11 protein-coding genes and 1 pseudogene are annotated in these 14,623 nt (G+C 72.4%); 6 read left to right on the top strand and 6 right to left on the bottom strand.

The window, feature by feature from the left end; all coding sequences use genetic code 11:
• Positions 1–7: 7 nt before the first annotated feature.
• On the top strand, positions 8–1,648 hold the full coding sequence (locus tag BDW27_RS10285; RefSeq protein ID WP_199560608.1) for an FAD-binding oxidoreductase: 1,641 nt from the start codon (positions 8–10) through the stop codon (positions 1,646–1,648).
• 63 nt (positions 1,649–1,711) lie between these two features.
• Here the strand turns inward: BDW27_RS10285 and BDW27_RS10290 are convergent, their stop codons facing one another.
• Positions 1,712–2,338 carry a hypothetical protein gene (locus tag BDW27_RS10290; protein WP_146223254.1) on the bottom strand — a complete coding sequence of 209 codons (627 nt, stop codon included), beginning with the start codon at positions 2,336–2,338 and terminating at the stop codon, positions 1,712–1,714.
• A 582-nt stretch (positions 2,339–2,920) separates the two neighbouring features.
• Positions 2,921–3,889, bottom strand: coding sequence for a hypothetical protein (locus BDW27_RS10300; protein WP_233515714.1), 969 nt, complete (start codon positions 3,887–3,889; stop codon positions 2,921–2,923).
• 150 nt (positions 3,890–4,039) lie between these two features.
• On the opposite strand from BDW27_RS10300, the pseudogene BDW27_RS10310 reads away from it, so the two are divergent.
• Positions 4,040–6,572: pseudogene (locus tag BDW27_RS10310) on the top strand (ATP-binding protein); the annotation flags it as partial.
• Positions 6,556–7,233 (top strand): response regulator, encoded by a 678-nt coding sequence (locus tag BDW27_RS10315; RefSeq protein WP_110049147.1) that lies wholly within the window; start codon positions 6,556–6,558, stop codon positions 7,231–7,233. The pseudogene BDW27_RS10310 and the gene BDW27_RS10315, both read left to right, overlap by 17 nt.
• A 3-nt stretch (positions 7,234–7,236) precedes the next feature.
• On the opposite strand, the gene BDW27_RS10320 is transcribed toward BDW27_RS10315, so the two are convergent.
• Both BDW27_RS10320 and BDW27_RS10325 read right to left on the bottom strand, forming a co-directional pair.
• Positions 7,237–8,160, bottom strand: coding sequence for an aminoglycoside phosphotransferase family protein (locus BDW27_RS10320; protein WP_017546048.1), 924 nt, complete (start codon positions 8,158–8,160; stop codon positions 7,237–7,239).
• 249 nt (positions 8,161–8,409) lie between these two features.
• Positions 8,410–9,087 (bottom strand): sirohydrochlorin chelatase, encoded by a 678-nt coding sequence (locus tag BDW27_RS10325; RefSeq protein ID WP_017546047.1) that lies wholly within the window; start codon positions 9,085–9,087, stop codon positions 8,410–8,412.
• Positions 9,088–9,894: 807 nt separating this feature from the next.
• Between BDW27_RS10325 and BDW27_RS10330 the strand changes: the two genes are divergently transcribed.
• From BDW27_RS10330 to BDW27_RS10340, 3 genes are all read left to right on the top strand, one after another.
• On the top strand, positions 9,895–10,707 hold the full coding sequence (locus BDW27_RS10330; protein WP_110049148.1) for a nucleotidyltransferase domain-containing protein: 813 nt from the start codon (positions 9,895–9,897) through the stop codon (positions 10,705–10,707).
• Positions 10,708–10,751: 44 nt separating this feature from the next.
• On the top strand, positions 10,752–11,303 hold the full coding sequence (gene def / locus BDW27_RS10335; protein WP_110049149.1) for a peptide deformylase: 552 nt from the start codon (positions 10,752–10,754) through the stop codon (positions 11,301–11,303).
• Between the two features lie 208 nt (positions 11,304–11,511).
• Positions 11,512–12,483: a hypothetical protein gene (locus BDW27_RS10340; RefSeq protein WP_026129507.1), complete on the top strand. Its 972-nt coding sequence runs from the start codon at positions 11,512–11,514 to the stop codon at positions 12,481–12,483.
• On the opposite strand, the gene BDW27_RS10345 is transcribed toward BDW27_RS10340, so the two are convergent.
• Positions 12,470–13,759 (bottom strand): MFS transporter, encoded by a 1,290-nt coding sequence (locus tag BDW27_RS10345; RefSeq protein WP_199560609.1) that lies wholly within the window; start codon positions 13,757–13,759, stop codon positions 12,470–12,472. The two genes, BDW27_RS10340 and BDW27_RS10345, sit on opposite strands and share 14 nt — an antisense overlap.
• A gap of 62 nt (positions 13,760–13,821) precedes the next feature.
• Positions 13,822–14,619, bottom strand: coding sequence for an alpha/beta hydrolase (locus BDW27_RS10350; RefSeq protein ID WP_110049150.1), 798 nt, complete (start codon positions 14,617–14,619; stop codon positions 13,822–13,824).
• Positions 14,620–14,623 lie beyond the last annotated feature (4 nt).

The raw sequence follows: 14,623 nt of genomic DNA on the forward strand, positions 1-14,623 counted from the left end.
GTAGAGCATGACCCACGATGCTCGCACTGAACACGCCCCAGTCAGCCTCGCCGACACCGTCGACACCGCTCCGGACATGAACTGGTACGCCTGGGGCGACCCCGCCAAGGCCAAGGAGCTCGAACCCGGGCTGCGCGAACTCGTCTCCCAGGTGTTGCGCGCCGAAACCAGGGACATGCCCCCGGTGGCCGCGGAGGACGTGGAACTGCCCGCCTCCCGCCTGGACGGCCCGCTGACCGCGAGGTTCACCGAGGTCCTCGGGGCCGAGCACGTCATCGTGGACGACGCCGCCCGCCTGGTCCACGCGGGCGGCAAGAGCACCCCGGACCTGCTCGCCCGCCGAGCCGGGCGTGCCCCCGCCCCCGACGCCGTGCTCTACCCCGCCGACCACGACGAGGTGGAGCGGGTCCTGGCGCTCTGCTCGGCCGAACGCGTGGCCGTGGTGCCCTTCGGCGGCGGCACCAGCGTGGTGGGCGGGGTCTCCCCCCTCGACGGCGGCTTCCGCGCGGTCGTCACCCTCGACCTGCGCCGCCTGAACCGGCTGGTCTCCCTGGACGCCGCGTCCCTGACCGCAGTCCTCGGCGCGGGGGTGCGCACCCCGCACGCCGAAGCGATGCTGGCCGAGCACGGGCTCACCCTCGGGCACGTGCCGCAGAGCTACGAGTACGCGACCATCGGCGGATACGCCGCCACGCGCTCCAGCGGGCAGGCCTCCGCCGGGTACGGGCGGTTCGAGGACATGGTGGTGGGCCTGCGGGTCGCCACCCCGCGCGGCACCCTGGACGCCGGCGGCGCCCCGGCCTCCGCCGCCGGACCCGACCTGCGCCGTCTGTTCGTGGGTTCGGAGGGCACGCTGGGCGTGATCACCGAGGTGGCCCTCCGCGTCCGTCCGAGGCCGAAGCGGGTCCTGGACGAGGCCTGGTCCTTCCCCGACTACGCCACCGGGGTGGACGCGCTGCGCACGCTCGCCCAGTCGGACACCCGGCCCACCATGGCGCGGCTGTCCGACGAGACCGAGACCTTCGTGAACGCGGCCCTCGGAGGGCGCGAGGCCGTCCCCGGCTGCCAGGCCGTGCTGGGCTTCGAGGGCGGCGACGCCGAGGTCGAGGCGCGCGCGGCCGTGGTCCGGGAGGTCATGGAGGCCGCGGGCGGCACCCCGCTCGGCCCGGACCCGGTGGCGCACTGGCGCGAGACCCGCTTCCACGCGCCGTACCTGCGCGACACCCTGCTGTCGGCGGGGATCCTGGCGGAGACCCTGGAGACCGCCGCGTCCTGGAGCGACCTGCTGCCCCTGTATACAGCCGTGGTGGGCGCCCTGACCGGTGCCCTGGACGACGACGAGAGCGGGGCCGTGGTGCAGTGCCACGTCTCGCACACCTACGCCACCGGCGCCTCCCTCTACTTCACCGTGGCCACGGGGGCGGGCGAGGACCCCGCCACGCGCTGGGACCGTGCCAAGCGGGCGGCCTCGGACGCGATCGTGGCCAACGGCGGCACCATCACGCACCACCACGCCGTGGGCACCGACCACCGTCCGTGGATGGAGGCGGAACTCGGCCCGCTGGGCGGCGAGGTGCTGCGCGCGGTGAAGTCGGCGCTGGACCCGGAGGGCGTGCTCAATCCGGGCAAGCTCATTCCGGAGGCCTGAGCGGTCGGCGGGGGGGGGAGAAGGGGGCGCGGACTCCGAGAGGGTCCGCGCCCGGCCGCGCGGTCAGGTGGCCGGTTCCGCCTCCCGGGAGACCTGCCGGTACAGCTGCTCGGAGAGCCGCTCCACGTAGTCGAGCGTCTCCGCCTCGTCGTAGTGGCCGTAGAGGTTGTGGCCGCCCCAGACGCGAAGGTTGGCAGTGACGAAGTCGAAGTTGGCCAGGGCGGCCCGGTCGGCGCTGCCCGAGTCCTCCAGGATCGCGACGGTCCCCGCGTCCCCGACCCTGGTCTCGCGCCAGTCGAGCACGTCCCGGCCCGGTTCCTCGTCGAAGGCGCCGCCGTCCTCCCAGGTCAGACGACGTTCCTGCACCAGTTCGACGACGAACTCGTTGAGTTCGCGGGCGGCCTGCGCGTCCTGCGGGTGGGGTTCGAACAACCAGACGGTGAGCCACAGCGGTTCGCGGTCGTCGCGGTCGCTCACCTGGCAGGACAGGAGACCGAGTACCTCGGGGTCCCCTCCCCCGGCGTCTTCGCGTCCGCCCTGGAGGTCCCGGTACTGCCCGGTCGCCCTCGGGCTCCGGACGCCGGGGATCTCGTCGGTGATCTCGCGCGGCAGCACGGTCCCGCACCCCGGCAGGGAGGCGTAGGGGCCGCTGCCTCCGGAGAAGGACGCCACCACCACCCCCGTGGACACCAGGAGCAGGGCGACCGTGCCGATGCCGCCCAGGATCGGCCCCCACCTCCGACGGGGTCCCCCGCCCGGTCGGGGATGGCCGGGACCGGTGGGCCGGGGCCCCGACGGCGGTTGGCCGGGTGGGCCCGGGTGGCCCGGGAACGGCTGCTGACCGGGCTGCCCCGGAAACGGAGGCTGCCCCGGGTGGCCCGGAAACGGAGGCTGCCACGCCTGCCCCGGCTGCCCCGGGTGGCCCGGGTGGCCCGGGAACGGCTGCTGACCGGGCTGCCCCGGGAACGGAGGCTGCCCCGGCTGCCCCGGGAACGGAGGCTGCCCGGGCGTCCCGGGGAAGGGGCCGGGCGAGCCGTGGGAGCCCGGTACGCCGTAGGGACCGTGCGGGGGCGGGGGCTGTCCCATGGAAGTGCCTCGTGATCCGTGTCACTGGAAGACAGGTGTCTTCGGAAGGGGGTGCGTAACCCCCTCACTTCTACCCGGCACCGGCCCCGCGCACCCGCTCACGGGCGCCGTCTGTCCGCTCCCGGCCACTCCGGAACGGCGCGCTCCGCCCCCGCACCCGTCCCGTGCGGGGTCGGAGCCGACCGCCTACTTCTCGGCCGACCGCTTGAACTGGCGGGCGAGGTCGCCGCTGACCGACTCGACGGAGTTGAACAGGTCCTGCACCTCACGAGCGTTCTCGGTGTCGCTGACCACGATGCCGCCCGCGATGTTGTCCGTGACGAACGCGCCCATGGCGAAGCCGTAGGTGTCACCGCCGCCCTCAGCGGTCGTGGCCACCGCGACACCCTGGTCACCGACCGACGTGTAGTTCCACAGAACCTGCCCCGTTGTGCCGTACCCGGGGTCCATGTCCGAGATCTCGCCGGGTTCGGCGGGCTCGTCCAGGAAGTCCTCGGTCACCTCCTCCTCGGTGAAGACCTCTTCCACCTCCTGGAGGGCCACCCCGTCCTCGGGGTCGAACAGCTCCGCGTAGACCTCGACGCTGACACCGTTCGCCTCACCCGAGCACGACAGGGTGCCGTACGAGTCGCCGATGCTGTTGGACTCCGGGTCGAACTCACCGGACAGCGAGGGGACGGACCCCTCGAAGACGGGGCTCAGGACGTCGCTGTCGAAGGCGTCGGCGCAGTTGTCTGGCATGGACGTGTACACCGAACTGGAGTTGACCGCGATCAGGACCCCGCCGATGGCCGCGACGAGCACCACGGCGCCGACCGCCGCGCCGACGATCAGACCGGTCTTCTTCTTGGGAGCACCCTGCGGGCCGTGGCCGGGCGGGTACTGCCCGGGGGCGCCGTACGGGGGGAACTGGCCGGGAGGACCCTGCGGAGGTTGCTGACCGAAACCCGCGGGCGGCCCCTGGGGCGGCTGCTGTCCGTATCCGGGCGGCGGGCCCTGCGGGGGGAACTGGCCAGGAGGACCCTGCGGCGGCTGGCCGTACCCGGGCGGCGGCCCCTGCGGCGGCTGCTGGCCGTACCCGGGCGGCGGGCCCTGAGGGGGCTGCTGGCCGGGGTAGGGGCCCTGCGGGCCGTTCGGGGGCGGGGGCTGTCCCATGGGGTTACCTCGTGGTCTGATCTGTAGAAATCGGGCCCTTCAAGTTCTACCGGACACCGGACGTGAAGAATCTCCCCGCGTCCTCTTTCGGTCACCTTCCGTCGTCGGGATCACCCCCGACGAAGGCGTCCGCGTCCTCGCGCACCCACAATGGGACACGTGAAAGGAACACTCCGTATCCACCTGGGCTCGGCCCCCGGGGTCGGGAGCACACACCACGCGCTGGCCGAGGCCAGACGCCGGGCCGAACGCGGGACCGACGTCGTGGTCGGCGCGGTCCACACCCACCGCCGCGCCAAGACCTCCGCGCTGCTGGAGGGCCTGGAGACCGTCCCTCCGCTGCCCACCGGCGCCGTGGACACCGCAGCGGTGATCACCCGCGCGCCCCGGCTGGTCCTGGTGGACGACCTCGCCCGGCCCAACGAGCCCGGGTCCCCCAACCCCACCCGCTGGCAGGACGTGGAGGAACTCCTGGCCGCGGGGATCGACGTCCTGTCCACCGTGGGCGTCCACCACCTGGACTCGCTGTACGACGTCGTCCACCAGATCACCGGGGTCCGGCCCGAGTACACCGTCCCGGACCGGGTGGTGCGCGCCGCGGCCGAGATCGAGCTGGTCGACGCCACCCCGCAGGAGCTGCGCCGCCGGATGGCCCACGGCGACCTGCACCCCGCCGAGCGGGTGGACGCCGCGCTGGCCGACTACTACCGCGAGGGGAACCTCGCGGCCCTGCGCGAACTCGCCCTGCTCTGGACCGCCGACCGGGTCGAGGAGGGCCTCAGCCACTACCTGGGCGAGCACGAGATCCGCGACACCTGGGAGGCCCGCGAGCGAGTCGTGGTGGCCCTGACCGGCGGGCCCGAGGGCGAGACCCTCATCCGCCGCGCCGCCCGGGTGGCGGCCCGCTCGCGCGGCGGGCGCCCCCAGCCGAGCCACCTGCTCGCGGTGCACGTGGTGCCGCCGAGCGGGATCGGTGAACGCCCCACCGGAGAGCTGCTGCGGCAACGGCACCTCCTGGCGGAGCTGGGCGGCACCTACCACCAGGTGGTCGGCGCCGACGTGCCCTCGGCGCTGCTGGAGTTCGCGCGCGGCGCCCACGCCACGCAGATCGTCCTCGGATCATCGCGCAGGCGGCCCTGGCAGTACGTGTTCGGCCCCGGCGTGGGCACGATCGTGGCCCGGGAGTCCGGCGACATCGACGTGCACATCGTCACGCACGAGGAGGTGGGCCGGGGGCACTGGCCGCTGCCCCCGCCGGGGCGCGGCCTGAACGAGCACCGGCGGCTGTGGGGGTGGACGCTGTCCCTGATGGCACCCCCGTTCGTCACGCTGGTGCTGGCGCTGCCCGTGTTCTCCGAAGTGGGTCCGGCCGCGGACCCGCTGTTCCTGTTGCTGATCACCGTCGCCACCGCGGCCGTGGGCGGTCTGCGCCCGGCTCTGGCCTCGGCGCTGTGGAGCGCCGTCCTGCTCACGGTGCTGCTCTCACCCCTGCACGGCAGACCCTCGGTCTCCCTGGACAACTTCCTGTCGATGACGGCGTTCATCCTGGTGGGCGGGTTGGTGGCCACCATGGTGGAGATGGCCGCCCGGCGGTCGTCTCAGGCCCTGCGAGCCCGCGCCGAGGCGGACGCGGTCGCCCTGCTGGCGGCGAGCGTGCTGTCCGGGAACGAACCGCTCCAGGCGCTGCTGCGGCGGATCAGGGAGACCTTCGGGCAGCGCTCCGCGACCCTGTTGGAACGCCTGGACGACGGCCGCTGGTACCCCGTGCACAGTGTGGGCGCTCCGGCGTGCGAGGCCCCCGACGAGGCGGACGCCCTGGTGGCGGTCTCCGACTCCGTGGCGCTGGCGTTGCGCGGACGGGTGCTGCCCGCCGCCGACCGCGGGGTGATGGAGGCCTTCGCCACGCACGTGGGGATCGCGTTGGAGCACCAGCGGCTGGCCTGGGACGCCGCCGAGGCGCGTGGCCAGGTCGCGGGCAACCGCATCCGCACGGCGCTGCTGGCGGCGGTCTCGCACGATCTCCGCACACCGCTCACCTCCATCAAGGCGAGCGTGTCCAGCCTGCGCGCCACCGACATCCAGCTCTCGGAGGAGGACCGCGCGGAACTGCTGGAGACGGTCGAGGAGTCGGCGGACCGGCTGAACCGGCTCATCGGGAACCTGTTGGACATGAGCCGGGTGCAGACCGACAGCGTGCGGCCGCAACTGCGACCGGTGGCGCTGGAGGAGGTGATCCCGGCGACGCTGCTGGGGGTGCCGGGCGACGCGGTGGTGGTGGACGTCCCGGACGGTCTGCCCCGGGTGCGCGTGGACGCGGGGCTGCTGGACCGGGCCGTGGCCAACGTGGTCACCAACGCGGTGCGGTACAACCCCGATCCGCGTACCCCGGTGCTGGTGGCGGCGAGCGCGCACGGCGACAGCGTCCAGCTGCGGGTGGTGGACCGGGGGCCGGGCGTCTCCGACGAGGCCAAACAGCGGATGTTCGAGGCCTTCCAGCGGCTGGGGGACGCACCCCAGGGAACCGGTGTGGGGCTCGGCCTGGCTGTGGCGCGTGGTTTCGTTGAGGCGATGCACGGCACCCTGGCTCCCGAGGACACCCCGGGTGGCGGACTGACCATGGTGTTCACCCTGCGTGCGGTGGACGAGGCGGACAAGTGAGGAGCGGCATGCGGGTCCTGGTCGTCGACGACGACGTGCAGATCATCCGGGCGATGCGGATCAACCTGAGGGCGCGCGGCTACGACGTGGACACCGCCCCGGACGGTGAGAGCGCGCTGCGCCTGGCCTCGGAGCGCCACCCTCACGTGGTGCTCCTGGACCTGGGGCTGCCGGACATGGAGGGTGTGGAGGTCATCCAGCGGCTGCGCGGCTGGTCGCAGGTGCCGATCATCGTGCTCTCGGCCCGGCACTCCGCCGGGGAGAAGGTGCGCTGCCTGGACCTGGGCGCGGACGACTACGTCACCAAGCCGTTCGGGATGGACGAGCTGCTGGCCCGGATGCGGGCCGCCGAGCGCCGCGCGGTCCAGGCGGAGGAGGCCCCGGTGGTCCACACCGACTCCTTCGACGTGGACCTGGGAGCCAAGCGCGTGACCCGGGACGGCGAGGAGGTGCGGCTCACGCCCACGGAGTGGCACATCCTGGAGCTGCTGGCCCGAAACGCCGGACAGCTGGTCAGCCAGCGCCAGCTCCTGCACGACGTGTGGGGGCCCAACTACCAGAACGAGACCAACTACCTGCGCGTCTACCTGGCCCAGCTGCGCCGCAAGCTCGAACCCGACCCCTCACACCCGCGCCACCTCATCACCGAGGCCGGGCGCGGCTACCGCTTCGAGAGGGAGCGCTGAGCCTCACTGGGTGACCGCTCCGCACAGGTCCATCATCAGGTCGAACTCCACCGAGTCGGTCTGCCCGCGGTTGGCCTTGGCCACCGCGAAGCACGGGGCGAAGGCGCGCACCCACTCCATCATCCGGTCGGGGTCCACGGACATCGTCCGGGAGAGCGTGTCCACACGGCGTTCCACCTCGGCGACGTCGGCGGCCCTCCACACCGCCCAGTCGACCGCGTCGGCGGCACCGTCGCCCAGGCAGGCGCGGGGGTCGAGGACCACCAGGCCGCGTTCGCCGCCGTCGATGACGTTGCCGGGGTGCAGGTCGCCGTGGAGCGGGACAACGTCGACGTCACCGTGGGCCAGGTCGCGGGCCTTGGCCGCACCCCGGTGCATCGCGGCGGCCGGGACGGTGTCGGCCGCGGCGCCCTCCTCGCGTTCGCGTCCCCACATCTCGAACACGAACTGCACCCGGGCGCTGAGCGGCCGCAGTTCCATGCGTTCGGCCGGACTGACCTCAACGCTGTGGAGTTCGGCGATGAGGCCGCCGATGGTCTCCATGGACGGGACCACGCCGGTGGCGGCCACGGTGTCGCCCTCGACCCGTTCCATCAGGAAGGCGCCTCGGTCGGCGTCCACACCCCACACGTCGGGTACGCGTCGGGAGGGCGCCCACATGCGCAGGAGGTCGGCCTCGGAGACGGAGAGCCCGCTGTCCGGGGAGAGTTTGAGGACTCCCTCACCGCCGTCCGCTCTGCGCACGTAGAGGACGACGGACGTGCGCCCGTGCGGGGCGGGGCCCTCGACGGAGAGCCGCCACTCGGAGGACAGCTTCTCGACGATCGCGGGCAGTTCCGCCAGCCACTCGGTGACGTGTCCCCCGAAGCGCCTCTCCAGACGACGACGCTGTCGGGCGTCGACGAACTGCGCTGTTCCGTCGTTCATACATCCACCTTCGGTTCGCTCACGCCGGTGCCCGCCGTGGAGGGACCGCGCACCGGGTCGACGTTCGGGTGCCTCGGGGCTGTGGCCCGCGCCGTCGCCGCGCCGCGAGGGCGTCGAGGCGACGGCGGGCACCGCGTCGCGGGTGCGAGGAGTTCCCGCCCCTGAGGCACATACCCATCCTCGCGGCGCTGGTAACGGCGTCGTGGCTGTTCGTGGTGGTGCCGCCGCGAGGGGCACCGGCCCGGCAGGTCAGGTGAGGCGCCCCTTGGCGGCCCGGTGCTGGGCGAGGAGCGTGTCCACGACCAGTTCGGACGGCCACAGCGGCGCGGTGATCGCGGTGGTGTCGAGTCGGCGGAGGAGGTCGAAGTCCGGTCCGTCGACCAGTCTCCAGGCGGCCACCGCGACCTGGTCCCGGCCGTCGCGGCGCAGCCGTTCGACGGCGTCGATGACGGACGGCGCCCAGGTGCGCAGGTAGCCGACCTGGACCGGGGAGGAGAGGCGTCGGCTCAGCATCCGGGCCACGTCCATGACCACCTGCCGTTCCTCGGTGCCGGTGGTGCCGTCGGCCGCCAGGACCACGCCGTCGTCGGGCCTGCGGCCGGAGTCCGCGAGCCGCCCGGCGAGGTCGGCGACGATGGACGGGACCGCTCCCAGTGGCGGGGTGTGGCAGGAGTCCTCCATGCGGCCGAGGTCCAGGCGGGTGAGCAGGTGGGCGCTGGCGACGTCGCCCCCCGCGACGAAGGCCGGCACCACCACCTTGGGGCCACGGACGGCGTGGACCGCGGCCCTGACCTCGTCCGGGCTGCCGAAGGCCGCCGATACGGGCGCCTCGCCGCGCGCCGCCACGGCCTCGGCCAAGCCGCACAGGGCCTCTCGTCGGTGGGCGTCTCGGGAGTCGTCGGCTACGAGAACCATCGTGGGGACCATGATCGGCTCCTTGGGATCGCTGAGGCGTCTGCCATGGTCCACTGAGCGTAGGCACGTGGGATTTCCGGAAAGCACCCCAGTGTTACGCGGAGGAAAACAGCAGACAATGGCTGTGATGGTTATCACCTGGGGAAGTCTTGGTGAATCATAACAATCCACCACGAACGTCGGCGTGTCCACTTCTACTGAGAGTGGCGTGCGTCTCCGACTGGCGGCGCGGCACTTCCGTGAATCTCGGGGGCTTTCGAAGTAACACCACTGACCTCCCGTAACACGCAAATATCCCGACAAGTGAAGGCCGCACGACGCCTACGGGAACCGGGTTCCGATTCTTTGCTACCCCAGGGGCTCGCCGCCCGAAGAATTCTCCCGACCTCTCCAGAGAAATCCGACGCGAATAAACGACCGAGGCGAATGCACGGACCGTATGCACGTGCCACTGAATGCGCACGTTCTCGAACGCGCCGAGGAAGGGGGACCCGGCCTCCCGTCCACTCCTCCGAGACGCCCCTCCGTTGCCACACTGGAACGCCTGTTGTCAAGGGTGCGCACTCCCCCACTACGGCAGAACCACACACCACTTGACGTGGGGAGACAGGGTGCGAGTCCGGCGTGATCACTTGCGATACCCCCGCACCGGCAGCACACTGGGAACCACATGGGCAGGGACCTCGGGTCCCACCAACGTCCCGCTGTCCCACCCGGCACGAGCCGGAGGGGCCTCCCCACAGCGCGACGGGGCCGCCCGCCCCGCCACACGGACAACACCACCGAAGACCACCGAACCGTCCCAGACTGGAGTTGAGCATGGCCGTCCACCCTCGGGTGCAGACGCTGACCCAGGCTTTCCTCGCCAATGCCGACCAGGAGGCCCCTGGCCTGGTCCAGGGCCTCTACCTGACCGGTTCGGTCGCCCTCGGCGACTTCCGCCCGCACACGAGCGACGTCGACTTCGTCATCGTCACCGGCCGCCGCGCCGAGCGGGAGGACCTGGACGCCCTGCGCCGCGCGCACGCGCGCACGCGCGGCGAGGTCCCCCGCCCCCAGTTCAACGGCATCCACGTCACCTGGGACGAGCTCAACCTCGATCCGTCGGCCTGCGGACCCGTCCCCTCCGTCACCAACGGCCGCTTCCGTGACCGCGCCGCCGTCGACGTCAACCCGGTGACCTGGCACGTCCTCGCCGAGCGGGGAGTCACCGTACGCGGCCCGCACCCCTCCGAACTGGACGTGTGGGACGAGCCGGAGAGCCTGCGCACCTGGTCCCTCGGCTCCCTCGACGAGCACTGGAGCCGCTGGCGGGAGAAGGCCGGACGCCTGGTCACCCCGCGCGGCCTGGCCGTCCTCGGGTCACTGGCCCCCTCCTGGAGCGTGCTGAGCGTCAGCCGGCTGCACTTCACCCTCAGGACCGGTGAGATCACCTCCAAGTCCGGCGCGGGCCTGTACGCCCTGCACGCCTTCCCCGAACGCTGGCAGCGCATCGTCAACGAGTGCCTGCGCGTCCGGCGCGGCGCCCAGGCGCCCTCCCTGTACGAGAGCGCCCTGGCCCGCCGCCGTGCCGCCCTCGACTACATCGAGATGGTCCTGGACGAGTCCCTGCGGCCGGGTCTGGCCACCTGACCCGGGCCGGTCGGCCCACCGGACCGGGCAACTAATCTGGGGGCATGACCATGCGCCCCATCGTCCGCTTCGGCGACCCCGTCCTCGTGACCCGGACCGCACCCGTGACCACCTTCGACCAGCGCACGGAGAAGCTGGTCCGCGACCTTCTCGACACCGTCGACGCCCCCGGGCGCGCCGGGGTGGCCGCCACCCAGATCGGGGTCGGCTCCCGCGTGTTCAGCTACGACGTCGAGGGCCGCACCGGATACGTGATCAACCCCGAGATCGTCGAGCTCTCCGAGGAACTCCAGGACTGCGACGAGGGCTGCCTGTCGATCCCCCGGCTCTGGTACCAGAGCCGCCGGGCCCAGCGGGCCGTGGTCCGGGGCGTCGACCTCCGCAACGAGCCGGTCACCGTCGAGGGAACCGGTCTGATGGCGCAGTGCCTCCAGCACGAGACCGACCACCTGGACGGCATGCTCTACATCGACCGGCTGGACGCCGAGACCCGCAAGCGGGCCCTGCGCGACATCCGCCGCTCGGACTGGTTCCTGCCCTCGGAGAAGCCCGCACCCTCGACCGCCGTCCGCCTGCCCAGCGCGTTCGGCGGCTGACCCCCCACGCGCTACCGGGCGTTCGGGGTGGTCACCCGCTCCGGGTATCTTCTGGACAGACCCCCGCTCAACCCCCACAGCAACGCGAGTCAACTCACTGTGCACGTATCACCGAGACCTCGTATGGTCCGCTGAGCAACTCCCTCCCGTGACGGCGTAGCCGTCCCCCCGGCGCAGCGGATGCTCTCGGATCATCCACGGAGCAGAAATGACATCCACTCCTCGTAACGCCTCTCGTCGCGGCCGGTTCACGGCGTCCGTCGCCGCCATGACCGCACTCGTCCTCGTCGGCCTGCCCGGTGCGGCCCACGCCGACCCGGACGACGACGTCGACATCGACGAGCTGAACCAGCGGGCCGAGGAGCTGGAGGAGACCTACGACGGCGAGCTGCTCCAGTACACCGAGATCAAGGACCGCGTGGAGACCGCCGAGGCGGACCTGGAGGAGCTCGACGAGCGCCTGGAGAAGTCCCGCGGCGGGGTGTCGGCCATCGCCGCCGCCCAGTACAAGGGCGACGGTTTCGACCCGACCTTCCAGATCGTGTTCTCCAGCCAGCCCGAGGACATGTTCGCGGACGCCGCGACCGTCGACTACCTGGGCCAGAGCCAGGCCGAGCAGATCGCCGAGCTCATTTCGCTCCGCGACGAGCAGGCCGAGCTCACCGGCCAGCTCCAGGACGAGATGTCCGAGGCCTCCGAGCTGATCGACGAGCTGGAGGAGCAGCGCGAGGAGGTCACCAAGCGCATCGAGGAGTACGAGGCCGAGCAGGTCCCCGAGGCCCCGGAGAACCCCGGCAACGGGTCGATCCCCGACAGCGCGCGCGGCGGTGGCTGGGACCAGACCACGCCCCGGATGGCGGCCATCCGCGACGAGGTCATCATGCAGTTCGGCGCGCCCTACCCGGTCGGCTGCTGGCGTCCGAGCAACGACGACCACGGCACCGGTACGGCCTGCGACTTCATGATGAGCGCGAACGGCGCCGCGCCCTCAGCCGAGAACAAGGCCCTCGGCCAGCAGATCTCCGACTACGGCATCGCCAACGCCGACCGCCTGGGCATCAAGTACATCATCTGGGAACAGCAGATCTGGCAGTCGACGTCACGCCAGTGGACCTGGATGAACGACCGGGGCGACCTGACCCAGAACCACTACGACCACGTGCACATCAGCTCGTACTGATCCTCCGGCGCGGCGCCCGGGCCCGTGCGAGCGGCAGGACCGCGACCAGGGCCACGGCGACCACCGCGAACGCGGGGCCGTACCCGGTGAGCTGGATGAGCAGGCCGAGACCGACCGCCCCGACCCCGGTGCCCGCGTCGAACCCGATGTTCCAGGCCGCGCTGGCCCGGCCGTACCCGGTCGGCCCGGCGCGGCCCAGCATCACTGTGACGGTCTCGTTCTGGACGGCGCCGAACCCGAGACCGAACAGCGCCGAGCCGCCGAGCACCAGCAGGGACACGCCCACACCGGGCGTCCCGTCGCCGTTGGCCCACAGCCCGGCGGTGAGCAGGCCCGCGCCCGCGGCCGCCGCGAGCGTTCCCGGCATCAGCAGGACGGTGCGCCGGTGGCGGTCGTACAGGACACCGGCGGTCCATCTCCCCGCGACGACGCCGATCGCGTAGGCGGCCAACAGCGAGCCGACCAGCCAGGCCGCCCGTTCGAACGGGATCGCCAGGAAGGTGACCACGCCGCTGGCGGCCGAGGACACCGCCAGCATGATCACCAGCGGCGCCGCGAGGGCGACCATCAGCGCCAGGCCGCGCGGGGAGGCCGAGGCGTCCTCCGTGCCGACTTCGTCGTGTCCCGCTCCGCGCAGCGCGGCCCGGTTGCGGCCACCGTCCGCGAACCAGATGCCGGAGGCGAGCACCGCCGCCACCACGCCGCAGATCCCGGTGAGCCAGAAGGCGGTGTCGAACCCGAGGCTGAGCGCCAGCGCCACCCCGCCTGGCAGGATCACGATCTGCGGCAGGCCGACAGCCAGGCCGTAGTAGCCGGTGGCCCTGCCGACCTGTTCCCTCGCCACCAGCCGGGCGGCGAGCGCAGTCCCGGCCACGGTCACCATCCCGAAGCCGACGCCGCGCACCGCGGAGATCGCCAGCAGCGGGCCGAGATCGGTGGTGAGGGCGAACAGCGGCATGGGCAGGCCCATGATCAGGGAGCCCACGGGGAAGGTCCACCGGTACCCACCCGCGTGGTCGAGGAGCCACGGCATGGCCAGCTGGGTGAGGACGGTGGTGAGCATGAAGACCGCGGTGGTGCCGCCCGCGCCGAACTCGCCCGCCCCGCCCCGGCTGGCCCACAGGGGCACGAGGGGGAGGACGGCGGCGAACCCGCACAGGCTGACGGCGGTGGCCATGATCAGGAGGCCGAAGCCCCGCCCCCGGAGCCCGGGAAGGTCGTCACCGTTGGGGGCGGGGGCACCGCTCCCGGCCGAGGAGGAACGAGATCGGATCATCCGTCCTTTCTAATGGAGCCGTGGCGGACTGTCGACACGGCTCGTCCTTCCCCTCCGGTCCCCTAGCCCGGCTGTTCCGGCTGGGGCAGCCGCTCCCCCAGCCAGACGCGCAGGCGGTCCACGAGCTGGGGAGTGACCGCCCTTTCCGCGTGGCCCATGCCCGGGATGATCCACAGGTCCTTGGGCTCGCGCGCCGCATCGTGGATGGAGGCGGCGTGCGAGACGGGGAAGTAGCTGTCGGTGTCGCCGTGCACGACCAGGAGCGGGACCGGCGCGACCTCCCCGGCGACCTCCCGTGGCTCGGCCGGGGTGGGGTTCCAGCGCTGGTCGGTGACGCGGACCTTGCGGAAGCGCCGCAGGAAGGCGCGGCCGAAGCTGCGGCCCACTCCGAAGGTGAGCAGGCGCATGGAGCGGGTCCCCCGGTAGTACCAGCGGCTGGGGGCGCTCACGGACACCACGGCGCTGACCCCGCCGAAGATGGCGGCGTGCCGGATGGCGACGGCGGCGCCCATGGAGAAGCCCAAGGTGGCGATGTGGGTGTACCCGAGTGCGCGCAGGCGGCCCACGACCGCTTCGAGGTCGTGGATCTCCGCGTCGCCCACGGTGCTGCGTCCGCCGGACCCGTGGTGGCCGCGGAAGTCGAAGGTCATCACGTCGCCGACGGACAGCAGGCCCTGGGCGACGGCGCGTGTGTGGGGGCTCCGGTAGGTCCCGGTGAAGCCGTTGGCGAGGACCACCACGGTGGTTCGGGGCGCGGCGGCGCGCAGCAGCACGGCGTCGATCCCCACCCCGTCCGAGGTGGTCAACCAGAAACGGTTCTCCTGGGGCTGGGCGATGGAGTGGTCAATGGCGTCGGACACCACT

This window comes from Nocardiopsis sp. L17-MgMaSL7 (assembly GCF_003182025.1).
Taxonomy (GTDB): Bacteria; Actinomycetota; Actinomycetes; order Streptosporangiales; family Streptosporangiaceae; genus Nocardiopsis; species Nocardiopsis prasina.